25 protein-coding genes and 2 pseudogenes are annotated in these 26,699 nt (G+C 64.8%); 12 read left to right on the forward strand and 15 right to left on the reverse strand.

The genetic code is table 11. The features are described from left to right. Positions 1-77 precede the first annotated feature (77 nt). Positions 78-527 (forward strand): SRPBCC family protein, encoded by a 450-nt coding sequence (locus A5686_RS26860; protein ID WP_197520645.1) that lies wholly within the window; start codon positions 78-80, stop codon positions 525-527. Between the two features lie 37 nt (positions 528-564). On the opposite strand, the gene A5686_RS19530 is transcribed toward A5686_RS26860, so the two are convergent. Continuing rightward, positions 565-1,899 carry an adenylate/guanylate cyclase domain-containing protein gene (locus A5686_RS19530; RefSeq protein ID WP_067937704.1) on the reverse strand — a complete coding sequence of 445 codons (1,335 nt, stop codon included), beginning with the start codon at positions 1,897-1,899 and terminating at the stop codon, positions 565-567. Positions 1,900-2,041: 142 nt separating this feature from the next. Between A5686_RS19530 and A5686_RS19535 the strand changes: the two genes are divergently transcribed. The 4 genes from A5686_RS19535 (at position 2,042) to A5686_RS19550 (ending at position 5,268) form a co-directional block, all read left to right on the forward strand. Then, on the forward strand, positions 2,042-2,305 hold the full coding sequence (locus tag A5686_RS19535; RefSeq protein ID WP_067937706.1) for a hypothetical protein: 264 nt from the start codon (positions 2,042-2,044) through the stop codon (positions 2,303-2,305). A gap of 180 nt (positions 2,306-2,485) precedes the next feature. After that, positions 2,486-3,517, forward strand: a complete 1,032-nt coding sequence (locus tag A5686_RS19540; RefSeq protein ID WP_067937708.1) for a hotdog fold thioesterase — start codon at positions 2,486-2,488, stop codon at positions 3,515-3,517. Positions 3,518-3,606: 89 nt separating this feature from the next. Beyond that, positions 3,607-4,812 carry an amidohydrolase family protein gene (locus tag A5686_RS19545; RefSeq protein ID WP_067937710.1) on the forward strand — a complete coding sequence of 402 codons (1,206 nt, stop codon included), beginning with the start codon at positions 3,607-3,609 and terminating at the stop codon, positions 4,810-4,812. Positions 4,813-4,902: 90 nt separating this feature from the next. Further along, on the forward strand, positions 4,903-5,268 hold the full coding sequence (locus A5686_RS19550) for a hypothetical protein (protein WP_067937838.1): 366 nt from the start codon (positions 4,903-4,905) through the stop codon (positions 5,266-5,268). Here the strand turns inward: A5686_RS19550 and A5686_RS19555 are convergent. The 3 genes from A5686_RS19555 to A5686_RS19565 are packed head-to-tail and all read right to left on the reverse strand — an operon-like array spanning position 5,219 to position 7,544. Beyond that, positions 5,219-5,539: a hypothetical protein gene (locus tag A5686_RS19555; protein WP_067937712.1), complete on the reverse strand. Its 321-nt coding sequence runs from the start codon at positions 5,537-5,539 to the stop codon at positions 5,219-5,221. The genes A5686_RS19550 and A5686_RS19555 overlap by 50 nt on opposite strands. A 1-nt stretch (position 5,540) precedes the next feature. After that, positions 5,541-7,031: a molybdopterin-dependent oxidoreductase gene (locus A5686_RS19560; RefSeq protein ID WP_067937714.1), complete on the reverse strand. Its 1,491-nt coding sequence runs from the start codon at positions 7,029-7,031 to the stop codon at positions 5,541-5,543. 12 nt (positions 7,032-7,043) lie between these two features. Next, positions 7,044-7,544 carry an oxidoreductase gene (locus A5686_RS19565; protein ID WP_067937716.1) on the reverse strand — a complete coding sequence of 167 codons (501 nt, stop codon included), beginning with the start codon at positions 7,542-7,544 and terminating at the stop codon, positions 7,044-7,046. Positions 7,545-7,803: 259 nt separating this feature from the next. Here A5686_RS19565 and A5686_RS19570 point away from each other — a divergent pair, with 259 nt between their 5' ends. Continuing rightward, complete coding sequence (locus tag A5686_RS19570) at positions 7,804-9,771, forward strand: SpoIIE family protein phosphatase (RefSeq protein ID WP_067937719.1); 1,968 nt, start codon at positions 7,804-7,806, stop codon at positions 9,769-9,771. Here the strand turns inward: A5686_RS19570 and A5686_RS19575 are convergent. The 3 genes from A5686_RS19575 to A5686_RS19585 form a co-directional block, all read right to left on the reverse strand. Then, positions 9,768-11,012: an acyl-CoA dehydrogenase family protein gene (locus tag A5686_RS19575; RefSeq protein WP_067937721.1), complete on the reverse strand. Its 1,245-nt coding sequence runs from the start codon at positions 11,010-11,012 to the stop codon at positions 9,768-9,770. The genes A5686_RS19570 and A5686_RS19575 overlap by 4 nt on opposite strands. Before the next feature lie 10 nt (positions 11,013-11,022). Next, a complete protein-coding gene (locus tag A5686_RS19580; RefSeq protein ID WP_067937723.1) occupies positions 11,023-12,174 on the reverse strand; it encodes an acyl-CoA dehydrogenase family protein in 1,152 nt (383 codons plus the stop codon). A gap of 221 nt (positions 12,175-12,395) precedes the next feature. Further along, positions 12,396-13,355 (reverse strand): alpha/beta hydrolase, encoded by a 960-nt coding sequence (locus A5686_RS19585; RefSeq protein WP_067937725.1) that lies wholly within the window; start codon positions 13,353-13,355, stop codon positions 12,396-12,398. A 355-nt stretch (positions 13,356-13,710) separates the two neighbouring features. Between A5686_RS19585 and A5686_RS19590 the strand changes: the two genes are divergently transcribed. Together A5686_RS19590 and A5686_RS19595 are read left to right on the forward strand one after the other, a co-directional pair. Next, positions 13,711-14,943, forward strand: coding sequence for a cytochrome P450 (locus A5686_RS19590; protein WP_067937727.1), 1,233 nt, complete (start codon positions 13,711-13,713; stop codon positions 14,941-14,943). Beyond that, complete coding sequence (locus A5686_RS19595) at positions 14,940-16,097, forward strand: Zn-dependent alcohol dehydrogenase (RefSeq protein WP_067937729.1); 1,158 nt, start codon at positions 14,940-14,942, stop codon at positions 16,095-16,097. Before A5686_RS19590 ends, A5686_RS19595 begins: the two co-directional genes overlap by 4 nt. Before the next feature lie 2 nt (positions 16,098-16,099). Here A5686_RS19595 and A5686_RS19600 read toward each other — a convergent pair whose 3' ends face one another. The 4 genes from A5686_RS19600 to A5686_RS19615 all read right to left on the reverse strand — a co-directional run bounded on the left by A5686_RS19600 (position 16,100) and on the right by A5686_RS19615 (position 20,160). Beyond that, positions 16,100-16,840, reverse strand: a complete 741-nt coding sequence (locus A5686_RS19600; protein WP_067937731.1) for an SDR family NAD(P)-dependent oxidoreductase — start codon at positions 16,838-16,840, stop codon at positions 16,100-16,102. 139 nt (positions 16,841-16,979) lie between these two features. After that, positions 16,980-17,801: an SDR family NAD(P)-dependent oxidoreductase gene (locus A5686_RS19605; protein ID WP_067937840.1), complete on the reverse strand. Its 822-nt coding sequence runs from the start codon at positions 17,799-17,801 to the stop codon at positions 16,980-16,982. 104 nt (positions 17,802-17,905) lie between these two features. Beyond that, positions 17,906-19,126 (reverse strand): cytochrome P450, encoded by a 1,221-nt coding sequence (locus tag A5686_RS19610; protein ID WP_067937733.1) that lies wholly within the window; start codon positions 19,124-19,126, stop codon positions 17,906-17,908. Positions 19,127-19,137: 11 nt separating this feature from the next. Further along, positions 19,138-20,160, reverse strand: a complete 1,023-nt coding sequence (locus tag A5686_RS19615) for an LLM class F420-dependent oxidoreductase (protein WP_067937735.1) — start codon at positions 20,158-20,160, stop codon at positions 19,138-19,140. Between the two features lie 193 nt (positions 20,161-20,353). Here A5686_RS19615 and A5686_RS19620 point away from each other — a divergent pair, with 193 nt between their 5' ends. Next, positions 20,354-21,850 carry an acyl-CoA carboxylase subunit beta gene (locus tag A5686_RS19620; protein WP_067937737.1) on the forward strand — a complete coding sequence of 499 codons (1,497 nt, stop codon included), beginning with the start codon at positions 20,354-20,356 and terminating at the stop codon, positions 21,848-21,850. A 22-nt stretch (positions 21,851-21,872) separates the two neighbouring features. On the opposite strand, the gene A5686_RS19625 is transcribed toward A5686_RS19620, so the two are convergent. From A5686_RS19625 to A5686_RS28035, 4 genes are read right to left on the reverse strand one after another with little or no spacing between them, the layout of a single operon-like run. After that, the gene (locus A5686_RS19625; RefSeq protein ID WP_067937739.1) at positions 21,873-22,916 is read right to left on the reverse strand and encodes a TIGR03857 family LLM class F420-dependent oxidoreductase; all 1,044 of its coding nucleotides are present in this window, start codon (positions 22,914-22,916) and stop codon (positions 21,873-21,875) included. Next, on the reverse strand, positions 22,913-23,293 hold the full coding sequence (locus tag A5686_RS19630; RefSeq protein ID WP_067937741.1) for a nuclear transport factor 2 family protein: 381 nt from the start codon (positions 23,291-23,293) through the stop codon (positions 22,913-22,915). Before A5686_RS19630 ends, A5686_RS19625 begins: the two co-directional genes overlap by 4 nt. 3 nt (positions 23,294-23,296) lie before the next feature. Next, the gene (locus A5686_RS19635; protein WP_067937743.1) at positions 23,297-24,433 is read right to left on the reverse strand and encodes a PHB depolymerase family esterase; all 1,137 of its coding nucleotides are present in this window, start codon (positions 24,431-24,433) and stop codon (positions 23,297-23,299) included. Between the two features lie 13 nt (positions 24,434-24,446). Continuing rightward, positions 24,447-24,641 (reverse strand): hypothetical protein, encoded by a 195-nt coding sequence (locus A5686_RS28035; protein WP_231986429.1) that lies wholly within the window; start codon positions 24,639-24,641, stop codon positions 24,447-24,449. 66 nt (positions 24,642-24,707) lie between these two features. Between A5686_RS28035 and A5686_RS19640 the strand changes: the two are divergent. The 3 genes and pseudogenes from A5686_RS19640 to A5686_RS19645 all read left to right on the forward strand — a co-directional run. Next, positions 24,708-24,902: pseudogene (locus A5686_RS19640) on the forward strand (Rieske 2Fe-2S domain-containing protein); the annotation flags it as partial. A gap of 1 nt (position 24,903) precedes the next feature. Further along, positions 24,904-25,029: pseudogene (locus A5686_RS26865) on the forward strand (PaaI family thioesterase); the annotation flags it as partial. A gap of 8 nt (positions 25,030-25,037) precedes the next feature. Next, a complete protein-coding gene (locus tag A5686_RS19645; protein ID WP_067937843.1) occupies positions 25,038-26,690 on the forward strand; it encodes an acyl-CoA synthetase in 1,653 nt (550 codons plus the stop codon). The last annotated feature ends 9 nt before the right edge of the window (positions 26,691-26,699 follow it).

A 26,699-nucleotide genomic window follows, 5' to 3' on the forward strand; every position in this document is an offset into this window, starting at 1 on the left:
ACCCGCCGCCATTCTGACGCGACGGATTCGTCTGAATCACCACATCGAGCATGGTCCCTGTAATACGTTTCGGCAGCATGACGGGGTCTCTGTGTTGCCGAGTCGAACACGAGTCTCGCGCAACACCCGCAGCAATATATGACCTGCTGATGAATGTCGAGCGTTGGCCACAGTTCCTACCGAATGTGTCTGCCGCGTCATGGGAACGGCGCGGAGAGCCCGACACCGAACGGGGTGGCATCAGACTAATGCGCATCGGGCACAGCGTGATTCGCGACACAGTTGTCGATGGAACGCGACCGCACCACCATGCGTATGTCGCATCGTTTCCGTGGTATACGCCGCTGAAGGACTACCGCGGCGATATCCGCATCGAAGATCGCCCAAGCGGGTCGCTCATCATATGGACCGTGACTTTCCAACCGCGCATCCCCGGCCTTCCAAAGAATCTGATGCGGGCCAGGATCACCGCTTCATATACGCGCCTCGCGGCGGGGCTGGCCCGAGAAGCGGAGCGCTCCACCTGAATCCAATAGCCGCTCTTGGCCCGATCCGGCAATTGACTCAACGCGGGCTTCGCGTTACCGGTCCGACGGCGAAGAGGCGCCACTCGCCGGGCACGCCTTTCAGCCCGTGAGAGCCGCGGTCCTCGAACTCGAGCCCCGACCCGATGACAAGGTCGCGCAACGTGCTTGACACCAGCACATCGTTTGGGCCGGCCAGTGCGCTCACGCGCGCCCCGATATGCACCCCGATCCCACCGATGTCATCGCCACGGATCTCGCACTCGCCGGTGTGCAACCCGGCACGCACCTGGATGCCGAGCGCCTGCACCGCATCACGAATCGCCATGGCGCAGCGGATCGCTCGCTGCGGGCCGTCAAACGTCGCAAGAAAACCGTCGCCGGATGTGTTGACCTCGCGTCCCCGAAACCGGGCGAGCTGCACCCGCACGACCGCGTCGTGCGCATCGAGCAACGCACGCCAGTCACGGTCACCCATCTGCGCAGCCCGACGCGTCGAGTCGACGATGTCGGTGAAGAGCACCGTGGCAAGAACCCGGTCGTCGGAGACCTCGGGCTGGTGGCCGGTGAGGAACTCCGCGATCTGCTGAAAGGACTCACGCCACGGCTCGACAATGTGGTAGAGGTTGCGCCCCGGAAGCTCGACATACTTCGCGCCCGGTATGTGATCGGCGATGTACCTGCCCTGTGCGGGAGCGATGAACTCGTCGTCGGAGTGATGGACGACGAGCGTGGGCACGCGAATGGTCGGCAGGACGGCCCGCACATCCTGTTTGGCGAACACTGGCTGCATGAGGGCGACCGTCCGCGGGCTCGACGTCAACCGTTCGAGTCGGGCCCAAGCCGCGCGGATCTCCTCGTTCCACGGCATGTCCGGGTTGGTCGCATGCAGGGTCTCGCCCGTGCCCCACAGGGCGAAGGCCGCAGCGGCGCCTTCCTCGAGCTTCTTTCCTTGGACGCCTTCGGCCAAGGGATCCGCGTAGCACTCGAGGGCGATCAGCGCCGTCGTGCGGGACGGATGCGTGGCCGCGAAGAGCGCGGCCGGCGCGAAGGCGCCGTCGATCGCGACCAGAACCGCTTCGCGGCTGCCCAGATGATCCAGCACCGCGGTGATGCTGTCGGCCCACTGCTCCATGTTCGGGAGCTCATCCGCCGTGACGAAGTCGGATGCGCCGGTGCCCGGCTGGTCGAAGAAGATCAGCCGACCAAGCGAGGTCATTGCCTCGACCCAACCGTGAATAGACGGCGACTCGGGGAAGACTTCGCAGTTCGTGATCCAGTTGGAGACGAATACGATGTCGCGCTCACCCTCGGGCGATGCGCGGTAGGCGACATGCAGGTCGCCGTTCATCGCGTAACGCGTCTCCGAGAACATTGCGGAAGTCTATTTCCGCAGGACCGGATTGGCAGACGTTTCTGCTGCTCAACGGCGGAAAGGTTGGGATCGGTAGCAGAATCAGACGCAAGACTTTTGCTCATCGTCGGCAACCGGCCGACAGCAGTGAAAGCAACGCGTCGTGGCCGCCATCCACACGATGAAAAGGCTTATCGCCGGTGTACTGATGTCGAGCGGCCCGGCGGTTGCCGGTGCCGGACTCACCGCAGGCACCGCCCAGGCGGATAACCCCGATCGGGGCCCGGCACACCAGTGGTGCCCGGGCGAGCCGCTGCCGGCGACCGGTAACCATGTCACGGACCCGTTCCGTGGCTGGGACATGAACGTCTGCCACACCTACTACTACCTCTGGCCCGGGATGGGTAGCATCTCCAACATGATCTAAGACGGCGACAACCCCCGCCGAAGCCGCCACCGCCGCGGGCACTCATCACCAGAGACAACTGCCCGCAAATACTCGGTATCTTGTGCCCCAAGGCGTGAGCCGCACTTCCCTTCGCGGCGACTCGCGGTAACCTCATTCTCATAGCGCGACCTGCGCGCTATGGAAGGGGACCAAGCGCTCATGGCCGACCCCAACGATGACGGCGAAATCACGCGTGGCGACCGCTTCATCAAAACCGCTGTCGCAATACTGGGCGAAACCGGGCGCACCGACTTCACCGTGCAAGAGGTGGTCGCGCGCTCCAAGACGTCGCTGAGAGCCTTTTATCAACACTTCAACAGCAAGGACGAACTGCTGCTGGCGCTGTTCGATCGAACCATCGCCCAATCGGTGCAGACGTGGCGCGCCGAAACCACGGGACTGGACAGCACCTCGGCACTGAAATTGCTGATCGACCGGCTCAGCCGGCAACCGGAGTCGAGCACCCAGGACAGCCTCAATCGCGCATTGACCCTCTACAACCAGCACCTGGCCGAGACTCGGCCGCGCGAATACGCCCGCGTGCTCTCTCCCCTGCACGACCTGATTTGCGACATCGTCGGCCAGGGCATCACCGAGGGCGTCTTCAACCCCGGTTTGGACGTCCGCGCAGCGGCCGCCATCGTCATGCAGACGATGATGGGCGCGCAGCGATTACATTGGCTCGGTTCGGAATTGAACGGGACACCGGTCGATGTCGGGCAGCTCTATGACTTCTGCAGCCGCGCCCTGGGCATCCGCGACGCCGACGAAGAATCGGCCGCCCCGTCCCTGTCCGAGCTGTTCAGCCAGATCGGCATGCGCCCCAGCACCCGCAACGGCGAATTCGCCATGACCATGCCGGTGAGTCCGGCGGTGGTCAACACCTCCGGGGCGTTACAGGGCGGATTGATCGCCACGCTGGTGGATGTGGCGGGGGGACAATTCGGGCTTGATTATCTGCAGCCGGGCACCACGATGACCACCGCGGATCTGTTCATCCGCTACCTGCGGCCAGTACGGCAGGGCGCGGCATTCGCGGTGCCCCGGATGTTGCGGTCCGGGCGGCGCGCGATGGTCATGCAAGTCGACATCTATGGGGACGGCGACGACGAGCTGCTGGCCACGGCGACCGTCAACTTCGCCGTCATCGACGGGACCAGACCCCAGCTTCCAAGCTGGCCGGAGGGCTAAGCCGGCCGAGGGCCGAGACACCTGACTACACAGAAGTGGTAACGTCATTACCAGGCAGTGAAAATCTAGGACTTTGCAAGGAGATCGCCATGCCCTCTCGCGAACTTTCCTTCCCCGTGTTCGACGCCGACAACCACATGTACGAGCCGCAGGAAGCGCTGACCAAATACCTTCCGGACAAGCGCAAGCACGTCATCGACTACGTGCAGGTACGCGGTCGCACCAAAATTGTTGTGCGCGGCCACATCAGCGAGTACATCCCCAACCCGACCTTCGAGAAGGTCGCCAAGCCGGGCGCCCAGGAGGACTACTTCCGCAACGGCGCGCAGGGCAAGAGCTACCGCGAAATTCTCGGGGAGCCGATGAAGGCCATCCCCGCCTTCCGCGAACCCGGCGCGCGCCTCGAGGTCATGGACGAGCTGGGCATCGACTACGCCCTGATGTTCCCGACGCTGGCCAGCCTGGTCGAGGAGCGCATGAAGGACGACCCGGAGATGACCCACGACGTCATCCACGCGCTGAACCAGTGGATGCACGAGCAGTGGTCGTTCAACTACCAGGACCGCATCTTCGCCACCCCGGTGATCACCCTGCCGATCGTCGAGCGGGCGCTCGAAGAACTCGAATGGGTCCTCGAGCGCGGCGCCCGCACCGTCCTGGTGCGCCCGGCGCCGGTTCCCGGCTACAAGGGCAGCCGATCGTTCGGCCTCGAGGAGTTCGACCCGTTCTGGCAGGCCTGCATAAAGGCCGGCATCCCGGTGTCGATGCACGCGTCCGACAGCGGTTACTCGGAATTCGCCAACGTGTGGGAGCCCGGCGACGAGTTCCTGCCGTTCAAGCCGACCCCCTTCCGCAGCCTGGTGATGGGCCACCGGCCGATCATCGACGCGATGGGTGCGCTGGTGTGCCACGGCGCCTTGTCCCGCAACCCGGAACTGCGCATCCTGTCGATCGAGAACGGCGCGGACTGGGTGCCGGATCTGTTCAAGGGACTCAAGGGCGTCTACAAGAAGATGCCACAAGCGTTCAGCGAGAACCCGATTGACGCGTTCAAGCGGTGCGTGTACATCACCCCGTTCTGGGAGGACCGGTTCACCGAGATCGTAAACATGGTCGGCACCGACCGGGTGATGTTCGGCTCCGACTGGCCCCACCCCGAGGGCCTGAAAGACCCCATCACCTTCGTCGACGAACTCACCGATTTCTCCGAAGAGGACGTCGCCAAGATCATGGGCGGCAACCTGATGAAGCTCATGAAGGTTTCCGCGCCGGCCAAAAAGCCGGTGTCGGCCTGATCGTTGCCCGACGGCGGTTCGGTGTAGCCGGACCGCCGTCGGGTACTCGTCGGCATGAGCGTCCCCGGGCCAAGGAAGGGGCTGATGAGCGTGGCATCAGAAGGCCGCTCGCTGGTCAGTATCGATGACGACGTCGCGTTCCTCACCGAGCAGATCGAGGCGCTCCAACACCTCGGACAGCGTGACGACGTCGACGACGAAGAGATCTACGACCTGAGCATCAGGTGGGGCGCCGCGCTTGCGGGACGACTGCCGCGCATGGCCTATTACGATTCGCTGGGGCAACTCGGCAACGACGATCGGCAGCGGTTTCGATCGCTGTGCGACCAGCTTCGCGAGTTGGCTCCGCTGGTAGAGCGATTCGACCTGGCTCGGCCGCGACTTCCGGGATCGGCGGACGGTCAGGCTAGCGGGGGGCGTCGCCTCCGGAAGCGCCCGAACTTGCTGCGTAGGTGAGAAACTCCATGTCGCGCAACGTGATCGCGGTCCGCGGCTTGGGACAGTCCGGGTTGCGACAGGTCAGGGCCACCATGTACGCATCAACATCTTCGTTCAAGAACAGAAAACCCAGATAGAGCGCATCACCGACGGCGAAATCCGTTGCGCCGCATGCTTCGCAATGTCCGCCCTTCGCCGCGATCTGCTCGAGCACGCGATGGTGTGCCACCGTGTCCAAGCTGATCAGCTCAGGCCGTGACCCGATTCCGTCGATCACCCGTTCGGTCATCTCAGATTTCCACGTCCTTGTCGTAGTAGACGCGATCCTCACGCCAACCGCCTGTGCCCATGCCGATCCCGGCATAGTCCTCGACGAATTCGATCTGGTTGATCCACTTGGCCATTTTGAAACCGACCTGGGTTTCCACCCGTAGGCGCAGGGGCGCACCGTGCTTGATGGGCAGCGGTGCGCCATTCATCTCGTAAGCGAGCAGAGTCTGCGGCTTGTCGGCGAACTCGAGGTCGAGCACCTCATAGAACTGACCTCCGCCATGTGACGCCGGCTCGTCGGTGCTGTTGTCCTGCATGGTCAAAAAGCAGATGTAGCGCGCTTGTGGCAGCGGTCGCACCAAGTCCACGAGCTGACTCAAATGAACTCCGGTCCATTCGCCGATGCTGGTCCAGCCCTGAACGCAATTGTGCAGCACACATTGCGTTTCGGACTCGGCCAGCGCGCGCAGCGCACTGAGATCCAGGGTCACCGGGTTCTCCACCAACCCGCCGACCCGCAGCCGCCAGTCCACGAAATTGTGCACCGCCATCACTTTGTATTCCGTGCTGGTGGGCGGCTTTCCGTTGATCCGGTGCTGCTTGGAGATCTTGTGCGCCGGATAGTTCTGCCGTGAATTCAGCGGGCGCAGCAACAGCAGGCGAACCGCGGTGACAACCGCGCCCAGCACGCGCTGTACCGACCGTGGGTTGCGAAGACTCCAGATCGTCGCCGCGACATGGACGGCGACGATCGCCGTAATGATCAGCAGGGAGATGGCCGTCGCCCAATACGTATTGCGGACCGCGCCGAAAATCATCGACGCGGTGAGCCTGCCCCAACCCCAGAAGAAAATCATCGACAGGTGAATCACGATGAAGACCAGGAAGACGAGTAGGCCGAAGAAGTGCAGGCTTCGGGCCCATTGGCGACCGCCCCACATTTGGACGTACCACGGGAACCGTGCCTCGATGGCCGGAGACTGCGCGGCGCCGGTCAGGATCTGAAACGGTGCAAGGACAAAGATGACGCCGGCGTAGGTCAGCTTCTGAATGGCGTCCAACGGCTCACCGGGCAACACCGGCGGCAAATTGAACGTCAGGTAGGTAACGATGTCGTCCCATGCTTCGGGAAAGATCGACCATGAGGCGGGCCAGTAGCGATGCCATTGCCCGGTTGCGAACAGCAAGATGTAGTAAGACAGCCCCAGCAGAATCCAGCCGATGACCACGAAGAAGTGCCAGTGGCGCCCCACTCCGAGCTGCGCGCGGCCGGGCAGCGAGATGAACGGGCTGTAGTCCTCTTCCTCGTCGAGGGTGTCGTAGATCTTGTCGCGTGGCATCACCTTTCGGGTGAATCGTGCCCATTCCGAGCCCGGCCTGCTGTCGTCGTGCCAGTACAACTTCGGGTGGGTGGCCAGAATCTCGAGACCACTTCGCAGGATCAGGGTCACGAACAGAACGTTCAGCCAATGATCGATGCGCAGCCATACCGGATAGTCCAACGTCGTCATGTCCCAGCCCTGTCAGTCGTACCACTGCCGGCGTCGCGGGTAGGCCACGTTGATGCCCGACAGCACGGTCGTGTGCACGGCGATAAACCCTGCCGCACAAGCCATCCCCAATGTTCCGGGTGCGAAGTCCCATCGGCCGGTCACCGTGGCGAGCCCCGGCAGGCTGACCCAGCGGGTGATCAGATACACGCTGAGAAACGCCAAGCAGACCAAGCTGCCGAGATACCAACCGGCCTGGGGCACAGCGGCTCTGATGCCGACCACCGTGGCACTCGCCGCGGTCAGGCACGCCAATGCCAGCGCCAACACGTAGGCGACGAAATATCCGGGCACGTCCGGCTCTTTGATCAGCACGTAAACGTGCACCGCGACCAGACCGGTCAGTAACGCCCCGCCCAGCGCGGTCACCGTCCGGGGCAGGTTGAACGCCACCCAGCCGTTCAGGGTAAGCACCCGTGACGATAGGAGACGCCGCCAAAGCGCCGTCGTACGTCGCGCCACGAGATTGGCCACGACTGCGAGATACCCGCCCTATCCGGCCACAAACGGCCTGCGCGCGCTTTGACAGGTCGTCGATTTTCGCAGCCGTCAATTCATTTGCCACCTAATTCGCCGGCACCCCGCAGGCAGCTATCAAACCGGTGCAATACGCATGCAACAACCATTGCTAATCTGAATAACTGCGTGTCCGAATAGGTCAGCCATTTGACCCGGTTTTCTACTCGGCCCAGCTTTGCGGGGCTGCCCGGAAGCCGCTAGGAGGAACGGCCAGATGGTGGCCGAAAACGACTGGGACAGAACCGTCGGTGCGGCAGGCGACGTACGCCGCGTCTTCGAGAATGTTCCCGCGCTGTTGGTCGGACTCGAGGGGCCCGACCACCGATTTGTCGCGGTCAATGCGGCTTACCGCGCGCTCGGCCCGCCGATCGACCCAATTGGGCTACTTGCACGCGAGGTTTATCCCGAGCTGGAGAGCCAACAAATTTTTCAGATGTTCGACCGGGTGTACCAAACGGGTGAGCCGCAATCGGGTTCCGAATGGCGGGTGCAGGCAGACTTCGAAGGCGCGGGCCGCGCGCAGGAGCGCTTCTTCGACTTCATCGTCACACCGCGACGAGCAGAGGACGGCTCGGTCGAGGGCGTACAGCTGGCCTTCGTCGACGTCACCAGCCGGGTGCAGATGCGGATCGCCGCCGAGGCACGTCTCGAGGAGCTGTCCGAGCGGTATCGCAACGTCCGCGATTCCGCCACCATCATGCAGCAGGCGCTATTGGCGCCGTCGGTGCCGATCGTTCCCGGCGCGGACGTGAGCGCGCAGTACCTCGTCGCCGCCGACGACACCGCGGCCGGCGGCGACTGGTTTGACGCGATACCCCTCGGGGACCGGCTGGTGCTCGCCGTCGGGGACGTGGTCGGCCACGGCGTCAAAGCGGCGGCGGCGATGTCTCAGCTGCGGACCGCGCTGCGGATGCAGGTCCTGTCGGGATATCCCATCGCCGAAGCGCTCGAAGCGGTCGATCGATTCCGCAAGCACGTCCCCGGTTCGAACATGGCCACGATCTGCGTCGCTTCACTCGACTTCGACACCGGAGAATTCCGCTATTGCACCGCAGGACACCCGCCGCCCCTGCTGGTGGCCGCGGACGCCACCGCCCGCTATCTCGAGCCTTCCGGGGCGGGCCCGCTGGGCAGCGGCACCGGCTTTCCGATACGCGCCGAATTCCTTGACGTGGGCGACTCGATCCTGCTGTACACCGACGGCCTGATCGAGAGGCCCGGCCGGCCACTGGGCGCCAGCACCGCCGAATTCGCCGAACTGACCGCAAATATCGTCGGCGGCCAGCGCGGCTTCGTCATCGAGTCGGCGGTACGGCCGATCGACCGGATCTGCTCGGAGACGCTGGAATTTCTGCTGCGCCCCACGGGCTACAGCGACGACGTGACACTCCTTGCGGCGCAACGCCGGACCCCACCCGCGCCGCTGCACCTGACACTGGATGCGACCATCCGGGCCGCACGTACGGTTCGATCCCGCCTGAGGCAATGGCTGTCGGAGATCGGGGCCGATAGCGACGACATCTCCGATGTGGTGCACGCCGTATCGGAGTTCGTCGAGAATGCGGTCGAGCACGGTTATGGCACAGAGGTTCCCGACGGCGTTGTCGTCGAGGCGAAGCTGTCCGGCGATGGCAACCTGCACGCCTCGGTGACCGACCATGGACGGTGGAAGGATCACCGCGAGGGCGAGGCCGGCCGGGGACGCGGCCTCGCGATGGCCGAGGCGCTGGTGTCGGAGGCGCACGTCAGCCATGGAGCCGATGGGACGACCGCCAGCGTGACGCACCGACTCGCGCGGCCGGCGACTTTCGTCACATACGCGCCCGCCGTCCAGACGACCCATCGGCGGTCAATCAATGCAGAATTCGTCTGCGAGGTCAGCGAACCGGGGCGCATCGTCGTCACGGGCGACGTCGACTCCAACACCGCGATCATCCTGGACCGTCAGATCGCAGTCGAAAGCCGTTCCGGTATCGCGCCTTTGACGGTCGATCTCAGCGCGGTCACCCACCTCGGGTCGGCGGGCCTCAGCGCGCTGGCCGCGGCGCGCGAGCGAGCGCACCGACAGGGCAGCGAGTACGTGCTGGTGGCGTCACCGGGAACCCCCGCACACCACGTCCTGTCGCTGGTGCAGCTCCCGGTGGTCAGCGGCCTCGTCGAGAACCTCGTTGCCGAGGGTTAGGCACGGTCGGTCCGTTCGCCGTGCCGCACCTGGTTGAACGGCACCCCGCGATCGGCGGCGTATTCTCGCGGGAAGCCCAGCACCCGCTCGCCGATGACGTTGCGGGCCATCTCGGTGGTGCCGCCGCCGATGGCCACGGTCTGGCGGGATAGATACCGCAGGCCCGTTTCGAGTCCGGTGCCCTGTTCCCCCACAACGCCGGCACTTCCGGCGATAGCCAGGGCCGTGTCGATGCCGGTGGTCGTGGCCTCGGAGTGGAACAGCCGGATGAGCGTCCCGGCGGCCGGCGGCAGCACACCGTCTCTGACGCTGCGATACACGTGTCCGATCAGCTGCTCGGCTACCGCACGGTGCACCAGGGCGCGACCGGCCATCTCGAGCACGCGTTCGTTGTCGGCCTGCCCGGTCTTCTCCGCTAGCGCCACGTAGTCGACCGGAATCGCATTGCCGCCCTCGCTGCCGCTGCCGCTGGCGAACTCGGACCCCTGCCCCACCGCCCGACGTTCGTGATACAGCTGCCGGGATGCCACCGCCCAGCCGCCGTCGACCTCGCCGACGACGGCGTCATCCCCGACGTCGACATCGTCGAGGAACTCCTCGCAGAACTCGGTCGAACCGGTCAGCATCGTGATCCGCCGCAATGTGATTCCGGGATGGGCGATGGGCACTAGGAACATCGTCAGACCCTCGTGCTTGGGCGCGTCCCAGTTGGTGCGGGCCAGACATAGGCCGTAATCGGCGGCGAACGCGCTCGTGCTCCAGGTCTTGGCGCCGTTGATGATCCAACGGTCACCACGCCGCTCCGCCCGGGTGAGGACGCCCGCCAGGTCCGATCCACCGCTGGGTTCACTCAGCAGCTGGACCAGCACCTCCTCGCCGCGTAGCGCGGCGGCGATGTGCTTCTTCTTCTGCTCTTCGCTGCCGGTGTCGAGCAGTGTGGCGCAGCAGATCGTGAACGTAGGGATGTTGAGAATCAACGGCATCTCGTATGTGAGGGATTCGGCGTCGAATGCCTGCTGGTATTCGTAGTCCAGCCCGAGGCCGCCGTATTCGCGGGGAAAGCAGATGCCGGCGAATCCGCCGTCGTATAACCGCTTTTGCAGTTTCCTGGCCCGCAGCCACGATCGCTCCTCATCGCGCGGGGCGGCGGGCGGTGCCTCGCTGTCGATGGCCGGCATGTTGTCGGCCAGCCATGCCCTGGCCCGGGCGGCGAACTGCGCAACGGACTCGGTCGACGTCATCGGTTCTTGGTCATTTCGCGGAGCGACCCGCCTTCTCGAACTCGTATACCCGCAGATTATGTTCCTCTGGAGTGCCAAACATGTTGCGGTATAAGGTGATCCGTCGGAGATAGAGGTGCAGGTCGTGTTCCCAGGTGACGCCGATGCCACCGTGCATCTGCACGCACCCGTGCACGATCTGACCCGCCATCTCGCCCACGTAGGACTTGGCGATGCTGGCTGACAACTTCGCTTCCGGCGCGCGGGCGGCCACGGCGGCGACCGCCACCGACGTGGTGGCGCGGCAGGCTTCCAGCCAGAGCTTCATGTCGGCGAATTTGTGTTTGAGGGCCTGGTACGACGCCAACGGACGGCCGAAGGTGTGTCGGTCCAGCGCCCACTGCACGGTGAGGTCGAATACGGTCTGCAGGGCACCGATCACTTCGGCGCATTGCAGCACCTGGGCGATCTGGCTTTGTCGATCGACGAGTGCAGCCGTCTCGTCGGCAGCTCCGACGGCCGCCGACCTTGGCACCACGACACCGTCGAAGTACACCCGGGCGTACTGCTTGACCAGATCGACCGACTGCTGCGGCTCTATGCGGACCCCCGGCGTGTCCGTCGGAACAAGAAACTGGCAAATCTCGGCGGGATCGGTGCCGCTGCGCGCCACTACCAGCAGCGCCGCGCTCTGGGCGCCCGCTTCGACGCGGTCTTTGACACCGTCGATGCGGTAGCCGACGTCGGTTTGGGTGGCCGTGACCGATGGCTGCAGCGGTGCCCAACCCTTGCCCGGCTCATAGACCGCCCATGACGCCACCTTTTCGCCCGATATCAGCGCCTCGATGGCTTCGGCGTGCTCGTCGGAGTTTGCGCACTCGACAAGTCCGGCCAGCACGGTGCTGACCGGGTACAGCGGTCCGGGCGCGACTGTCTTGCCGAGTTGTTCGGCGACCATCGCCAGATCGGCGAAGCCGTTCTCCGAAACGCTTCCGCCGCCCAACTCCTCCGGCACGAGCAGACCCGTCCAGCCGAGCTCCGCCGCGCGTTGCCACCACGCGGGGTCGAATGACTTACCTGCGGCGTGCAGCTCCCGAACTCGGCGCAGCGGCGCTTCCTTTTCCAGGAACGCTTGGGTGGTCGACGTGAAGAGAATTTTTTCCGGAGAGTCGAGGGTGGTCATAGTGCCGAGGGGATCCTTCTTGACATTCGATCGCTGCGGCTGCAACGGAAACGGTTTGCGTATTTGATCATCCGCCCGATCGGTCCTCGGTTGGCTGGCGATTCTGATGTTAGCAACGTGCAATACGGTAAGAGATACCGGAGTTCAGTCGGTAAAAACCGGGACGAGTCACGCGACCACGAGATACGACACACCGCCAGGGTCGCCGCAACGCGGTTGCGCTACATCGCGAACATGCGGCGCACCGCCTGCGCGTGCAACGCCCGATTCTCCTGTGAAACAACCCAATCGGGGACCATCGAGTCGAAGCCGTTGAAGGTCGCGGCGATCACGTGCAATTCGGTGTGCACGTAGGCGTGCAAGAGCCGGTTGGCATAGTCGATGGCCTCGTCGCGGCACGGATCGATCTCGGAGCAGCTGATGAATGTGGGCGGCAGGCCTTCGAGGTTGGCCCGGTGCGCGGGGACGTGCTGGCCGTTGGCGCTGGCGTGGCCCAGGTAGTGGCTCCATGCCCGGCTCACGGCCGGGCCGTTCAGACCGGGGGTTCGCTGGAATTCGCGGCGTGACGGCGTGGCATCCGAATCGAGCATCGGCTGGTGCAGGATCTGCATCAGGATCGCCGGCCCTTCCTGGTCGAACATGCGCTGGGTCAGACCCGCGACCAGTGCCGCGCCGGCATCGCGGCCCATCACCGCGATGCGGCCGGCGTCGGCGTCCAGCTCCGCGCTGTTCTCGACGGCGTAACGGAAGGCCGCCTCGACATCGTCGAGCGCGGCCGGGCACGGATTTTCGGGGGCCAGCCGGTAATCGACCGAAACCACCAGGCAATCGCCGTCACGCGCCAGCTCCACGCAGTGCGCATGGTCGGTTTCCAGGTTCCCGGTAACGAATCCGCCGCCGTGGGCATACAGCACCAGCGGCGCGGAGGATTCGGTGCGCCCGCGATACAGACGCAGGCCCAGCCGCTGACCGTCCGGACCGGTGATGGATCGCGATTCGATCCAGACCCCAGTGGTATCGGCGGCCGCGGCGCGCTGCGCGGCCAGCAGATTGGCGTGTTCCCGCTCGGCCGGCAGCGTCTCGGCGCGGAATTCGAAGGCGCCCAACTTTACGGCGGCATCGCGCAACACCGGATCGATGCGGCTAAGGCCGTGCGGCCGGGCCAAATTGGTCTGGGTCATATCAACTCGTTTTTCGGGCTCGTCGTGCTGGCTCATCGGCGGTCCCAGAAGGTGCGGCTTACCGGAAACCACTTTCAAGGTAGACCTGCGCTTTTAGGTGCTGACACACACCGGGTGCCCGGCGTCGCGAAGCGCGCCGGGCGACCCGGAAGTTGCGGAGGAAACCGGCCCTACGCAGGAGGTTTTCGGCAGAGCCGAGATGGCCGCGTTCGGCTCGGCCATCCAAGACATTGGGCTTCGTTGCTATCTATACTATGATAGCTATTTTCAGCTCGATCTAACCCGCCGTGGATCTCGCGGGCGCTCGCAATGCGGTCCGCGGAACGGCCTTATCGGTTGTTCAGGAGGAGCGCAGATGACGCTCAGCGCCGACCCGAGTGGTCAGCCTGTTGTACCCTCACTCGATTTCACCGGTGAGACCAGTCCCTACCCGTTCTTTGAACACATGCGGCACACCGACCCGGTGTGGCACGGTTCGCTCAGCGATAACAGCCAATTGCCGGAAGAGCTGCGGCCCAGCGACGAGTGGGTGCTGTTCAATTACGACGGTGTAGCCCAGGCCTTTCGCGACGACCGGATCTTCACGTCGGCCGCCTACGACAAGACGATCGGGCTGGTGATGGGACACACCATCCTGGCGATGGGCGGCAGGGAACACCACGACCACCGCAACCTGGTGGCCAAGGCGTTCCGGGCGACCGCGCTGGAGCGCTGGGAACCGTCGGTCATCGGGCCGGTGTGCGATCAGCTGGTCGACGAAATCAAGGACGATGGGTACGCCGATCTGGTGAAGGCGGTGACTTTCGAATTCCCCACGCGGATCATCTCGACGCTGCTCGGTCTGCCCGCCGAAGATCTGGATTTCTTCCGGCGGCAGTCCCTTGATCTGATCTCGATCCCGACGGACATCGTGGCGGGATTGAACGCCGCCGCGGAACTCTACGACTACTTCCTCAAACAGGTCGAGCAGCGCCGGCGCAAGCCCACCGATGACATCATCGGCGACCTCGTGGCCGCCGAGATCGACGGGGATAAGCTCACCGACGAGGCCATCATCGCCTTCCTGCGATTGCTGCTGCCGGCCGGACTGGAGACCACCTACCGCTCGTCGGGCAACCTTCTGTACCTGCTGCTGACCCACCCCGAGCAGTTGGCGATGGTCACCGAGGACCGGTCCTTGATCCCAATGGCGATCGAGGAAGGCCTCCGGTTCGAAACGCCACTGACCATGGTCACGCGCACCACGACCGAGGAGGTCGAGATCGGCGGTAAGACAATCCCGGCTGAGGCCCAGATCGACATGTGTATGGGCTCGGCCAATCGCGACGAGAGCCGCTGGACCGATCCCGAAAGGTTCGACATCGGCCGGCCGCGCCAATCCCACATCGCCTTCGCCGGCGGTATCCACATGTGCCTCGGCATGCACCTGGCCCGGCTGGAAACGCGGGTCATGCTGAACAGCCTGTTGGACCGCGTCGAACATCTCGCGTTCGCACCCGACGACGGAACCGGAGAGGAGTCCAGGATCGTCGGGCTCACCTTCCGATCGCCGAACAAGCTTCCGGTCACGTTCGTCCCCGCCGCATGAGAAGCCGCGCAGCAATCCTGCACGACGTCGGCGGGCCGTGGTCGGTCGAGGAATTCGAGCTCGATCCCCCCAAGGCCGGCGAGGTCCTGGTGCAGATGGCAGCCGCCGGCTTGTGCCACTCCGACGACCACATCCTCAAAGGCGACATGTCAGCGCCCAATGAGGTGATGCGATCGATGGGGCTGCCGACCATGTTCCCGACGATCGGTGGCCATGAGGGCTCCGGCATCGTGCGGGAGGTCGGCCCCGGCGTCACCGACTTCGCTCCCGGAGACCACGTGGTGATGTCGTTCGTGGCCGTGTGCGGCCAATGTCGTTGGTGTGCAAGTGGAATCGAATACCTTTGCGACATCGGGATCGGCACCATGATCCCCGGGATGCCCACTGACGGCACCTTTCGCCACCACACCGCCGACGGCCGCAGACTGGGTCACATCGCCAAAATCGGCGCCTTCGCGGAACACACTGTGGTGTCAACGAACTCGCTGGTCAAGATCGAGCAGCACCTGCCACTGACGTCGAGCGCGCTGCTGTCCTGTGCCATCCCCACGGGCTACGGTTCGGTCGCCAACCGGTCGAACATGCGCGCCGGCGATACCGTCGCGGTGATCGGCGTCGGCGGGATCGGCACGGGCGCGATCCAGGGTGCCCGGATCAATGGCGCCGCCCAGATTGTGGCGGTCGACCCGGTGGAGTTCAAACAGAAGTCGGCGCTGCGCTTCGGTGCAACGCACAGCGCGGCCACGATCGCCGAGGCGTCGGATCTGGTGCGGGGACTGACATACGGGGTGATGGCCGACGCGGTGGTGGTCTCACCGTCGTTGATCACCGCAGAGGACGTCCGTGACGCGGTGCAACTCACCCGCAAGGGTGGCACCTGCGTGCTCACCGGCATGACCTCGCAGCTGACCCGGTCGGTCAAGATCGACCTGCAGGACTTCATTTTGATGAACAAGACCTTGGCCGGCACCATATTCGGCTCGTGCAACCCGAAGGCAGACATCTCTCGACTGGCCCGGCTCTATGAGACCGGCCAGCTTCAGCTCGACGAAATGATAACCAAGCGTTACCGCCTCGACGAGGTCAATGACGCCTACGACGATTTGCTGAACGGCAGAATAGTGCGGGGCATCATCGATTTCGGGATCTCCTGAGGTCATTGTGGGCGGTTGCGCACCCGCTGCAGTTGACCATACGCGTCGATCGGGCTGTGCAGCGCCAAGCCGCCGTCGGCATGCACGATTTGACCTGTTACCCAGGGTAATTCGAGGACGCCCACGATAACGGCTGCGACATCGGAGGCAGCGCCCAGCCCGCCCAGTGCCGTCCTCTCAAAAAGTCCTTCCACCCACCCAGGCAGGGCCTCCGGATTCGGCAGCATCGGTGTGCGAGTGACACCGGGACCCACGGCGTTCACCCGGATCCCCTGGCTGCCCCATTCTTCGGCCGCGACCTTCACCAGCATGTTCACCCCTGCTTTCGAGACACAGTAGGCTCCCATGTCCCGGTCGGGGACCGTGCCGCTGATGCTGGAGACCGCCACGATCGATCCGCCGACCCCGGCGTCGATCATGGCCCGCGCCGCAGCGCGAATGGTAAGCCAGGTGCCGGTCAGGTTTGTCGATAACACCCGTTCCCACTCTCCGATCGGCTGCTCGAGCAACAAACCCGATGCACCGATCGCGGCGCAGGTCACTAACCGGGTGGGCGTGCCGTGCTCGCGCACGGTACGCTCCATCGCCGCCGACACCGCCTCGGGATCGCTGATGTCGCAGACGATGTCACCACCGGACAGATCCCACACCACGACGTCGTGACCGGCGTCGCTCAGCCGTCGAGTGACCTCTCGCCCGATCCCGGATGCACCCCCGGTCACCACGGCGCTCGAGGCGCTCATTGGGCCGGCCCGTTTGTGAATCCCGGTCCGTCGCGCCAGAAGTTCATCGCGAGTTCGACATTGGCGGTGCAGATCGCCGCGCGATGGATACCTTGCATCGGCTTCCTCTCGATTTCCGAACCTCCGAGGTGGGCGGCTTCTAGGCGATCTTGGCCATCGTGTGATCCCACAACTCGCGGGCTAGGACGGGATCGTCGGCTACCCGATTGGCTTTGGCGGCTTTGCCTTTCACGTAGTACTCGCCGGGCGTCCAGTCGACACCGGGGACGCTCGTCGCCAGCCAGACCAGCTGATCGGCGCCCCGATCGGCGGATTTGATCATCCTACTGACCGGCGTCCGTTGCATGGTGGTCAGGAACCGCGAGCCAGACGATTGACCGATATTGGTATTGACGAAACCCGGGTGGACTACCGCCACCGCAAGACCGTCGGCGGAAAAGCGCCGATGTAATTCCTTGGTGAATAAAATATTTGCCAGCTTCGCCAACGCGTAGGCGGTGCTGGGCCGGCGCCGGTCGGTTGCGTCGAAATCTGCGAGCTTGACTTTGCGCAATAGCCGCTGAGACGAACTGGACGTATTGACGATCGTGGCTCGCGAACCGACCAGTACGTCCAGCAACTGCGTGGTGAGCAAGAACGGCGCCAGGTAGTTGACTTGAAGAGTCATCTCATGGCCGTCGACCGTCCGCTGGGGCTTGGAGAACACTCCCCCGGCGTTGTTGCCCAGCACGTCGATGCGCGGATACTCCGACCGGATTTTGTCCGCCAGCGACCGCACCTGAGACAGGTCGGCGAAGTCGGTGACGAAGTGGTCGGCGTCGAGTTCCGCGGCCACAGCCGCGGTCTTGCTCTCCGAGCGTCCCACCAGTACCACGTTGTCGCCGCCGCGGCTGATCCGGCGGGCCGCCGCCGCACCGATGCCGTCGCTGGCACCGGTGATGACAATCGTCCTTCGCGCCATTGACTCGACCTCCACGGGGAGTGTAGCGGCAGCCGCGCCGGCACCGCCGATACGCGGACCGCTCACACGACCGGCGCGCAAGGCCTCCGATCGAGGGGCCGCGCTCAAGCCAGCGAGTAACGAACCGGCAGATGTTTGAGCCCGCCCACGAAGGTGGTGGCAACCAGTTGCGGGTCACCGGTCAGTTCAATGGATTTGAGCCTCGGCAGCAGCTCGCAGAAGAAGCTGCTCACTTCCATGCGGGCCAGCGCCGCCCCCATGCAAAAGTGCACACCGTAGCCGAAGGCCAGGTGTTTGTTGGGGTCCCGGCCGACGTCGAAGCGGAACGGATCGCCGAAGACGTCCTCGTCGCGGTTGGCCGAAACGTAGGACAGCAGCACCGAATCGCCCGCCGCGATGGGCACGCCACGCACGCTGGTGTCCTTGGCGGTGGTCCGCATGAACTCCTTGACCGGCGTGACCCAACGGATCATCTCCTCGGTGGCCAGCGGCATCAGGTCGAGATTGTCGCGCAATCGGTTGCGCTGGTCGGGATTCTCGATGAGCGCGTGCAGCCCGCCGGAGATGGTCGCGCTGGTTGTGTCGTGACCGGCGGTGGCCACGATCAGGTAGTAAGACACGGTGTCGATGTCCGATAGGGGTTCGCCGTCCACGCGGGCGTTCGCGATCGCCGATGCGAGGTCTTCGGTCGGGTGCTCGCGGCGAGATTCCGTCACGCCGTTGAAGTAACCGAACATGTCCAATAACGCCGGCAGCTGATCCTCGTTCGTGCTCCCCCGTTTGAATTCGGAGTCGTCGCTGCCGAACAACTCCTGCGTCAGGGTGAGCATGCGCGGAAAATCCGCCTCCGGCAGTCCCAGCAGCGACATGATCACGTACAGCGGGTAATTGACGGCGACCTCCTGAACGAAATCACATTCCGGGCCCGCGGCCATCATCTTGTCAACGTAGATCTTGGCCAGCTCGTCAACACGAACCTTCAATGCCCGCATGGCCTTTGGGCGAAACCAGTCGGAGCCGATCGCGCGCACGACCCGGTGTTGCGGATCGTCCAGATGGATCAGCGTGCGTACACCGGCGGCGGCCTGCATCTCATCGCCTGCCGCGGTCGTCAGTAGCGGCCGCGGCCAGTTGGTGAAGAGCATGTTGTCGCGTTCGATGTCCATGACATCGGCGTGTTTGGTAATCGCCCAAAACGGCCGGTAGTCCGGAACGTCGACCCAGGACACCGGAGCGTTGGCGCGCAGGTGCGTCAGCGCCGCATGCAGCCGCTGCTCGTCGGTGTACGCCAACGGGTCCGCCAAGAGCTTCGCGGCTTCATCCATCGTCGGTGCGCTCATTGGTGAAACTCCTTTAGTGCGGCGGTGATACAGGGCGCGGAGGCGCTTAGAAAGATGGGCAAGACGCGGTCGATAGCGCCCTCGCAACGGTTTCTCAGCCCGGCGGCAATGGTGTCCAGCGGTCCGACAACGGCGAAGGCCGCAAGCATCTCGTCGTCGATGAGCGATCCCATCGCGTCCCACTCTCCCGCGAGCGACAGGCGGTGCAGTTCGGTGTGCAGCTCGCCCCACCCGTGCAGGTCGAGGACCTTGCGGTAAGCCGGTGTGGAGCCGTAAAAGGCGATCTGCTTGCGCACCGCGGCGGTCGCGGTGGCCAGTTCGGCGTCGTCGCGACCGGTGGCGATGAGTACCTCGCACGACACCTCGAAGTCGCCGCGGTCGCGCCCATTGCGCTGCATACCGCGCAGCAGCGCCGGCACGGTCACCTCGTCGAGGTAGCGCTTGGATACCATCGGGTGCCCCAGGTGACCGTCGGCCAACTCGCCGCACATCTCGGTCATCGTTTCGCCCACCGCGGCCAGAAAGATCTTCGGCGGCGGATATGGCTGCGGCTCAGGGGTGAACATCGGAGTCATGATCTTGTGGGTGTAGAAATCTCCCTCGAACCGAAGTTTGGTGCCGTCCGCCCATGCCGACCAGATGGCGCGCAACGCGGACACGAATTCGGCCATCCGGCGCGCCGGATGACTCCATGGCATGCTGAACCGCTTTTCGATGTGCGGCTGTATCTGGGTTCCCAGCCCGAGGATGAACCGGCCCTTTGAGTAGGCCTGCAGATCCCACCCGACGTTGGCGACGATCATGGGGTTACGCGCGAATGCCACCGCAATGTTGGTGCCGAGTTCCAGGCGCGAGGTGTGTTCCGCGGCCAGCAGCAAGGGCAGGAAAGGGTCGTGGTTGGTTTCGGCGGTCCAGCCTCCGGCATAACCCCGCTCTTCCAAAGCGATGGACGCGTCCGCCACATCCGCGAGTCGATTGGGGATGCCCCCGTCGACCTTGAGGTGGGCGGCTTCGGGCATGCGGGTAACTTTACAGTAAGCAATCCAGTATGTGACCCCGCAGATCTGTGGCGGTCGCAAGCGCGGCGTAGCCGGGCGCAGCGGGCCGCCACCATAGGACTGGTGGCGGTCGCAAGCGCGGCGTAGCCGGGCGCAGCGGGCCGCCACCATAGGACTGGTCGCGCGACGAGACCGCATGAGGTAGGACATAGGCATGCCGGGAGCCCAGGATTGGGGAGAAACGCTCGAGGACCTCGAGCGGCGCCGTCAGCAGGCCTGGACCATGGGTGGGCCGGAGCGGCTCGACAAGCATCGTAGTAAGGGCAAGCTGGACGCGCGCGCGCGAATCGAGCACCTGCTCGATCCCGGCACCTTCCGTGAACTCGGCACGCTGGTGGGTGGTGAGATCGCGGCCGACGGCCTGGTTGTCGGCTCAGGGTCGATAAACGGTTCACCGGTGATGCTGGGCGCCGAGGACTTCACCACCATGGCGGGCAGCATCGGGCCCGGTGGCAATTCGAAGCGGTATCGAATCGCCGAACTGGCGCTGCGGGACAAGATTCCGCTGGTGATGCTGCTCGAAGGCGCCGGCTTTCGCCCCACCGGCGGCCATTACGGACGGACCCCTACCGACCTGCTCGCCCAGGCGCAGTGCTCGGGCCGCGTCCCGACCGTCGCGGCCGTGCTCGGCCCCTCGGCCGGGCATGGCGCCCTCGTGGCCCCGGTCTGCGACTTCCGGATCATGAGCAGGCAGGGAGCGATCTTCACCGCCGGACCTCCCGTCGTCAAAGAGTCCACCGGAGAAGAGATTTCGAAAGAAGACCTCGGGGGTCCGACTGTCGCGCTGCCCAGCGGGGTGATCCACAATGTCGCCGAGGACGATGAGGCCGTGCTGGACGACATCCGGCGTTATCTGTCGTATTTTCCGTCGAGCGCATGGTCCTACCCGCCGTCGCTGCCCGCGGCGGAGGCCGGCCGGCCACGGCAGACGCCTGAGTTGCTCGACATCGTGTCGCGGGATAACCGCCGCGTCTACGACATGCGGGCAGTACTCGACGTGATCTTCGACGGCCCCGACTGGTTCGAGGTTCAGCCGCTGTTCGGCAAGGCGATCATCTGCGCGCTCGCCCACCTTGGCGGCCACCCGGTCGCGGTGGTGGCCAACCAACCTCGGGTGCTGGCCGGTTCCATCGACGCCGACGCCGCCGACAAAGCCGCGCACTTCATCATGGTGGCCGACTCGTTCCACCTGCCTATCGTCTTTCTCGCCGACAATCCCGGGATGCTGCCCGGCAGCCGCTCCGAGCGCAGCGGCGTGTTGCGGGCCGGCGCGCGGATGTTCGCCGCGCAGACGGCCGCCACCACGTTGAAGTTGCACCTGACGCTGCGTAAGGCATATGGGTTCGGGTCCATGGTCATGTCGCTGTTGGGCTTCGACCATCAGGTCGCGACCTTCGCCTACCCCGGCGCGACGATGGGCGCCATGAGCGCCGCGGCACTCAGCCGCGCGTCACACGCCGGCGAGGATCTCTCGGTCAAGCTGCGCGACGCCGAGCTTCAGGCGTCGTTCCGGTCGGCCGAGCACATGGGGTTCGACGAACTGATCGATCCCCGTGAAACACGTGATGCCCTGCTCGCTTCCTTGAAGCGCGGCCTGTCCAGCAGGCAAGCCGCCGCCGAACCGGTCACCCGGACCGTCATCATGCCGTGATTGGTCCGCCCGACAACGTAAGCTAATCCGCGGCGCGGTAAGCCGCGACGACCGGCTCGAGCTCGTCGGGTGTGCCACCGTGCATGATGACCGCGTCGGCTCCGTAGTCGAATTCCTTGCGGATGCGATCCACGCACTGCTGCGCGGACCCGGTGGCCGAGGGCTCGAGCCATTCGTCGGGAATGAGCGTCGCGATGTGCTCGATCTGTTCGGCCGTGCCCTTGTGATCGATCCCGCCCGCGATCGAGGTGACCACCGGGTCTTCGCGGAACCGTTGCAGCACAGCGGGATCCCAATTGTTGGTTTCGACCAGCAGATCGCCGTACCCCTGCAGGTAGGTTGCCAGCCGCGCCACGGTCTTCTTGAGCCGAAGTTCTTCGGGGAGATGGTCACCGACGGTGGCGAAGCACGACCACACCCGCACGCTGCCCGGGTCGCGGCCCGCCTTCTCCGCTGCCGACTTCACGGCTTTTACGCTGCGCTGCAAGGTCTCCGGGGTGAAATAGGTGTGCAGTATGACGTCGTCGAACACGCGTCCGCCGAGCTCGAGCGTGTTGGGCCCAAAAGCCACCAGCGCCAGCCGGATGTCCTCATTGAAGTCCGGATCAAGAAACAGGATGGGATACTTGCCCATCGGACCGTCGTGATTGACGATCAGCTCACCGTGCCACAGCCGGCGCATGACCTGCGCCCAGTCCTCCATCTGCGCCGTCGTCACCGCCGGGATGCCGAAAGCCCCATAAATCGCGGCGATGCCGCGGCCGACGCCCAGGGTGAACCGGCCGCCGGACAGGCGATGCATCGTGGTCGCCCAGGATCCGGTGATCAGCGGATGACGGGTGTTGTGATTGGTTGCCGCGGTGGCGATTTGCATCTGGTTGGTGACCGCGCATGCCGCCCCGGCCAGAGACGACGCCTCTTTGATGTTCCACCGCTCGGAGATGAAAGCGGTGCCGAAGCCCAGTTCCTCGCCGCGACGGGCCTCGTCCATCAAGGTTGCGGGACCCTCCCCGCCGGCCCCGGCCAGCAGGTAGAAGCCCAATTCATCAAGCGCACGCTCACTCAATTCCAAACCCCTTGCCGGTAGCCGCAGTTCCAGACCTCGGTGATCTTGCCATCGACGACGCGGAACACCTCGATGCTCGCGATGTTGGTCTCGGTGCCGTCCTTGGTGGTTATCGTCGAGTCGTAGACGATGGCCACGTGCTCGCCGTCGTCGCCCTCGATGACCACGTTGAGGTCGAAGTGCAACGAATCGGCCAGCTGCCACATGTCCACCACCCGCTGCACCGCTTCGGTGTGGGTCAGCGTGTGCGCGCCGCCGACCTCATGCCGGATTACACTATCGGCCAACAGTTCCTCGGCCAGGTCGATATTGCGTTCGTTCCACACGACGAGGTTGTAGAGCTCGACCACCGTTCGCGCGGTCCATGTGGGCGCCATCTGTCACCGCCCGTCGGGTCGGCGCCCGGCCGCGGTGGTCAAAAACTGGTCGATGATGCCCTGCACGCGCCGGGAGAAGATGTGGCCGACGTGGCTTCCGTCGTACCAATACAGCTGACCGCCCCAGCGTTCGTGCAACGCGTTGGCGGGCTCGCGCATCGCCATCCGGTCGTGCCACGCCCCGACGATGAGCCGGCGATCCGGCGGCGGAGACGGAGTCACCGCCAACGGGTCGATCACCGAGGTCAGCTGGGTGACCACGGGCGATTCCAGCAACTCGCGGAATCCGTCGCGCGACGATCCCCACCGTTGCAGGTGCCGCGCGATCATCCCGTTGAGCCCCAGGATCGGCGTGCACAGGGCCACCGCGTCGATCTGCTTCTCCAGGTGGGAAACCAGCGCAGCCACCGGAGTGCCCATCGAAATCCCGGCCACTACAACGGCGGTGGCCTGCGGCTGCACCCAGCGCACGACCGCACGAACCTCGGACACCACGCGCATCATGCCCGCCACATTGCCCAACGGATCCATGTCGGGATACGCCGGCCACTGGCGTCGGCGGCAGCCGTGGCCGGGCTGCACCGGTAGCGCGACGTTGAAGCCCAGCTTGTGATGGATGTGTCCAATCCGGGACAACAGCAGGTCTTCGTCGCCGCCTTGGCCGGCCCCGTGCACCCATACCAGCCAAGGCCGGGGCCCGTCGTGGTGCCGACACAGGCGCACCACTGCTCGTGCGGGGCCGCCCAGTCCGTCGGCCTCCAGCGTTGCCGGCAACGCGGGGTCGTGCTCGAAGGTCATGCATTCATATGACAGACCCGCGAGGCTGCGCTTGCGTATCGAGGTTGCCCGCAACGGTTTCGGATCGGCGTGGGCCAGGTCAATACCCAGCGACGACAGTTCGTCGGCCGCCGCGGTACACGCATCCAGCGGCCGAATCGGCGCGGGAGTACCGCTCAGCAGTGAAAAGGCGCTCAGCACCAGTTCGTCGAGCATCGCCTCGCCGAACTGACGCGCACCGCGTGGCGATAGGGGCGCCCAGCCGGTTGACTCACGCAACCCGGCCACGGTGCGCGGCATCAGCATTCCCAATTCGCGGGCCACGCCTTGAGCCAGGCTTAGTCCACTCATTGCCGTCGCCATGTCGCCCGCCCTGCTAGGCCAGTTTGAAACCGGTGTATCCGCCGGCAGCGATTTCATCGCAGCGGCGCCGATATTCGGGTATGCCGCCGGTGTTCTTGCATCGCCCAGTCGCCAGTCGCGAAGGTGTGCGAGGGGGTGACGTTGAGCCCGGGGCGTGGCTTTCCTTCAGTCGCCGGATGTGTTCCAGCTCGTCAGCCGCTGTCGTCATTTCACTCCTTGCTGGGCGCGGGCCGAACCTGCTGAAATCTATACTGTAACGAATTTAGTATCAACGATCTCGAGAGGCGCCGGCCGTGAAAGTGCCTTCACCTGGAAAGTTACGGGTTGGTTCATGGTCGGCTGGTCTCGGGAGTTTCCCGCCGGCGAAGTCCGACCCCTGCACTACTTCAGCGCGAATCTGGTGGCCTACCGCGATGACCGGGGTGAGCTGCACATCTTGGAAGCACATTGCAAGCACCTCGGCGTGCACCCACGGCCGCATCACCGAAATCGATGGCAGAAAAGTTTTCATTGACGCTACTATGACAGCCGCCGATGGAACCGTGCTCACCGAGGCCAACGGCCTGATGGTTCGTTTGCTACCCCACCAGCCGTGAGAGGCATGATGTCCGACAGCACAACAACATTCACCGTTCCGGCGGTCGCGAAGGCCGTCGCCGCCGCGATCCCCGATCGGGAGCTGATCGTCCAGGGGAACCGGCGCTACACCTACCGGCAGGTGATCGAACGATCCAACCGGCTGGCCGCATACCTGCACTCGCGGGGTTTGGGCTGCCACACCGAGCGCTCCGCGCTGAGCGGCCACCAGGTGGGCCAGGACCTGCTCGGGCTGTACGCCTACAACGGGAACGAATTCGTCGAGGCGTTGCTGGGCAGCTTCGAGGCGCGGGTCGCCCCGTTCAACGTCAACTTCCGCTACGTCAAGAGCGAGCTGCAATACCTGTTGGCGGACTCCGGGGCGACCGCGTTGCTCTACCACGCCGCGTTCGCGCCGCGAGTGGCCGAGATCTTGCCGGACCTGCCGCAGCTGCGCGTGCTGATCCAGATCGCCGACGACTCGGGCAACGAGTTGATCTACGGCGCAATCGATTACGAGGCCGCACTGGCGTCTGCGCCCCCCGACCCGCCGCCGGTGCAGCACTCCCCCGACGACCTGTACGTCCTGTACACCGGTGGCACAACCGGGATGCCGAAGGGCGTGTTGTGGCGCCAGCACGACATCTTCATGACGTCCTTCGGCGGCCGGAATCTCATGACCGGCGAGCCGTCGAACTCGATCGAGGAGATCGTCGAACGCGCCGCCTCAGGTCCGGGCACCAAGCTGATGATTCTGCCCCCGCTTATCCACGGTGCGGCCCAGTGGAGTGTGATGACCGCGATCACCACGGGGCAATCCGTCGTGTTTCCCACCGTCGTCGATCACCTGGACGCCGACGACGTGGTGCGCACCATCGAGCGAGAAAAAGTCACGGTGGTGACGGTTGTCGGCGATGCGATGGCGCGCCCGTTGATCGCCGCGATCGAGAAGGGGATCGCCGACGTGTCGTCGCTGGCCGTCGTCGCCAACGGTGGTGCTCTGCTGACCCCGTACGTCAAGCGTCGCTTGATCGAAACGCTGCCGAACGCCGTCGTCGTCGACGGTGTCGGATCGTCGGAGACCGGGGCGCAGATGCACCACATGTCGACCTCGAAAGCGGTAGCGACCGGCACGTTCAACGCGGGGCCGGACACCTTCGTGGCCGCCGAGGACCTGACCGCGATCTTGGAACCGGGCCACGACGGGATGGGTTGGCTGGCGCAACGGGGTTACGTTCCGCTGGGCTACAAGGGCGATGCGGCCAAGACGGCCAAGACATTTCCGGTCATCGGCGGTGTCCGGTACGCCGTCCCCGGTGACCGCGCGCGCCACGGTACCGACGGCTCGATCGAATTGCTGGGCCGGGATTCGGTGACGATCAACTCCGGCGGCGAGAAGATCTTCGTCGAGGAGGTCGAAACGGCCATCGCGTCGCATCCGGCGGTGGCCGACGTCGTGGTCGCCGGCCGGCCGAGCGAGCGGTGGGGCCAGGAGGTCGTTGCCGTGGTGGCGCTCGCTCCAGGGGCCGGTGTCGAGTCCGAGGAGCTGGTGGCGCACGCCGCGCAGACGCTGGCGCGGTACAAACTCCCCAAGGCCATCGTGTTCCGTCCGGTCATCGAGCGCAGCCCGTCCGGCAAAGCTGACTACCGGTGGGCGCGCGAGCAGGCGGTTAATGGCTGACCGGCCACG

It is taken from the genome of Mycobacterium sp. E2479 (genome assembly GCF_001667925.1).
Taxonomy (GTDB): Bacteria; Actinomycetota; Actinomycetes; order Mycobacteriales; family Mycobacteriaceae; genus Mycobacterium.

Coding starts and splice junctions, on each gene's coding strand:
- A5686_RS26860 (WP_197520645.1), top strand. CDS start 78: ATGACGGGGTCTCTGTGTTGCCGAGTCGAACACGAGTCTCGCGCAACA.
- A5686_RS19530 (WP_067937704.1), bottom strand. CDS start 1,899: ATGTTCTCGGAGACGCGTTACGCGATGAACGGCGACCTGCATGTCGCC.
- A5686_RS19540 (WP_067937708.1), top strand. CDS start 2,486: ATGGCCGACCCCAACGATGACGGCGAAATCACGCGTGGCGACCGCTTC.
- A5686_RS19545 (WP_067937710.1), top strand. CDS start 3,607: ATGCCCTCTCGCGAACTTTCCTTCCCCGTGTTCGACGCCGACAACCAC.
- A5686_RS19555 (WP_067937712.1), bottom strand. CDS start 5,539: ATGACCGAACGGGTGATCGACGGAATCGGGTCACGGCCTGAGCTGATC.
- A5686_RS19560 (WP_067937714.1), bottom strand. CDS start 7,031: ATGACGACGTTGGACTATCCGGTATGGCTGCGCATCGATCATTGGCTG.
- A5686_RS19570 (WP_067937719.1), top strand. CDS start 7,804: ATGGTGGCCGAAAACGACTGGGACAGAACCGTCGGTGCGGCAGGCGAC.
- A5686_RS19575 (WP_067937721.1), bottom strand. CDS start 11,012: ATGACGTCGACCGAGTCCGTTGCGCAGTTCGCCGCCCGGGCCAGGGCA.
- A5686_RS19580 (WP_067937723.1), bottom strand. CDS start 12,174: ATGACCACCCTCGACTCTCCGGAAAAAATTCTCTTCACGTCGACCACC.
- A5686_RS19585 (WP_067937725.1), bottom strand. CDS start 13,355: ATGACCCAGACCAATTTGGCCCGGCCGCACGGCCTTAGCCGCATCGAT.
- A5686_RS19590 (WP_067937727.1), top strand. CDS start 13,711: ATGACGCTCAGCGCCGACCCGAGTGGTCAGCCTGTTGTACCCTCACTC.
- A5686_RS19595 (WP_067937729.1), top strand. CDS start 14,940: ATGAGAAGCCGCGCAGCAATCCTGCACGACGTCGGCGGGCCGTGGTCG.
- A5686_RS19600 (WP_067937731.1), bottom strand. CDS start 16,840: ATGAGCGCCTCGAGCGCCGTGGTGACCGGGGGTGCATCCGGGATCGGG.
- A5686_RS19605 (WP_067937840.1), bottom strand. CDS start 17,801: ATGGCGCGAAGGACGATTGTCATCACCGGTGCCAGCGACGGCATCGGT.
- A5686_RS19610 (WP_067937733.1), bottom strand. CDS start 19,126: ATGGATGAAGCCGCGAAGCTCTTGGCGGACCCGTTGGCGTACACCGAC.
- A5686_RS19615 (WP_067937735.1), bottom strand. CDS start 20,160: ATGCCCGAAGCCGCCCACCTCAAGGTCGACGGGGGCATCCCCAATCGA.
- A5686_RS19620 (WP_067937737.1), top strand. CDS start 20,354: ATGCCGGGAGCCCAGGATTGGGGAGAAACGCTCGAGGACCTCGAGCGG.
- A5686_RS19630 (WP_067937741.1), bottom strand. CDS start 23,293: ATGGCGCCCACATGGACCGCGCGAACGGTGGTCGAGCTCTACAACCTC.
- A5686_RS19635 (WP_067937743.1), bottom strand. CDS start 24,433: ATGGCGACGGCAATGAGTGGACTAAGCCTGGCTCAAGGCGTGGCCCGC.
- A5686_RS28035 (WP_231986429.1), bottom strand. CDS start 24,641: ATGACGACAGCGGCTGACGAGCTGGAACACATCCGGCGACTGAAGGAA.
- A5686_RS19645 (WP_067937843.1), top strand. CDS start 25,038: ATGTCCGACAGCACAACAACATTCACCGTTCCGGCGGTCGCGAAGGCC.